Annotated in this window: 1 protein-coding gene and 1 pseudogene; both read right to left on the bottom strand. The window is 76.0% G+C overall.

Annotation, left to right across the window (positions count from 1 at the left end; translation table 11 throughout):
- Positions 1–34: 34 nt before the first annotated feature.
- Positions 35–448, bottom strand: a complete 414-nt coding sequence (locus KSNIM_RS13945) for a roadblock/LC7 domain-containing protein (RefSeq protein ID WP_030278013.1) — start codon at positions 446–448, stop codon at positions 35–37.
- 10 nt (positions 449–458) lie between these two features.
- A pseudogene (locus KSNIM_RS13940) lies at positions 459–1,364 on the bottom strand (histidine kinase); the annotation flags it as partial.

Here is a 1,364-nt window from a genome sequence, read left to right as displayed (position 1 = left end):
CGGGCGGGCCGGGCGCATTGCGGGGGTCGGGAGTTCAGTGCAGCAGGCTGCCCTGCAGTTCTGCCCGGAGGGCGGGGGTGAGGACGGCGCCTGCGCGGTCGACGAGGAGTGCCATCTCGTAGCCGACGAGGCCGATGTCGGAGTCGGGGGCGGCGAGGACGGCGAGGGCGGAGCCGTCGCTGACCGCCATGAGGAAGAGGAAGCCGCGCTCCATCTCGACGACGGTCTGGTTGACGTCGCCGCCCTCGAAGATCCGGCTGGCGCCGGAGGTCAGCGAGGTGAGGCCGGAGGCGACGGCGGCGAGCTGGTCGGCGCGGTCCCGGGGGAAGCCTTCGGACATGCACAGCAGGAGACCGTCGGCGGAGACCACCACCGTGTGCGACACCCCGGGGGTGTTGTCCACGAAATTGGTGATCAGCCAGTTCAGGTTCTGTGCGGCCTGGCTCATCTGACTCAACTCAACGCTCCTGGTGGTTCTGGCCGAAGCCGTCGAAGCCCTGCTGCTGGCGGCCGAAGTTGTTCTGGCCCTGTGCCGGACCCTGTCCCTGGCCGGCCTGGCGGCCCTGCTGGATGCCGCGGCGCAGGTTGGTCAGCCGGCCACGGACCTCCTCCGGGCTGCGGGAGACCTGCGGGCCGGTCAGCGGCGCCGACTCGGCGGTGCCGGAGACCAGGTTGGCCTGCGGGGTGCGGCGCGGCAGGCCCGAGGTGGTCAGGCCGCTCGTCGAGGGCTCGCGCACCTGCTCGGCACGGCGCCAGCGCTCGTCGTTGGCCGACGGGCGCCACGGGGCCTCGGCGGCCTCGCGACCGCCCTGCGGACCGACGGGCTGCTGCGGCGCCTGCGGGCGCTGCTGCTGACGCGGGGCCTGCGGGGCCTGCTGCTGCGGGACGCCCGGCGCCGAGGTGCCGGGGCGCTGCGGCTGGTACTGCTGCTGCTGCGGGCGCGGACGGGCCTGCTGCTGGCCGCCGTCCTCCGGACGGAACCACTGCTGGGTGTCCTCCGGGCCGGGGCCGGTCGGCAGTGCCATCGGCTGGGCCTGCTGCTGCGGCTGGGGCTGCTGCGGGGCCCGCTGCTCGAACGGCTGGCCGCCGCCCGGCTGGGTGGCCGGGTCCGGCAGGACCGGCTCCACCAGGCCGAGGCCCAGCGGGTCGCGCGGGTCGATGTCGCTGGCCTCGAAGCGCGGCCGGCCGAACTGCACGGTGGACTCGACCGGGTTCTCGGCCGGACCCTGCTGCTGCGGCGCCAGCGGGCGCTGCTGGCCGGGACCCGCCGGACGGCCGCCCTGCGGGCCGGCCTCCGGACGCGGACGCTCGGGCATCGGGGCACGGCCGCCGGGGCCCTGCTCCGGGCCGCGGCGCGGCATGCT

The organism is Kitasatospora sp. DSM 101779, assembly GCF_025655475.1.
Lineage (GTDB): Bacteria > Actinomycetota > Actinomycetes > Streptomycetales > Streptomycetaceae > Kitasatospora.
Note: the sequence above shows the minus strand (reverse complement) of the source record. Positions and strands in the feature narration are given on the sequence as shown.

Bases quoted from the DNA above. Each gene is read 5' to 3' on its own strand.
- KSNIM_RS13945 (WP_030278013.1), bottom strand. From the start codon at position 448: ATGAGCCAGGCCGCACAGAACCTGAACTGGCTGATCACCAATTTCGTG.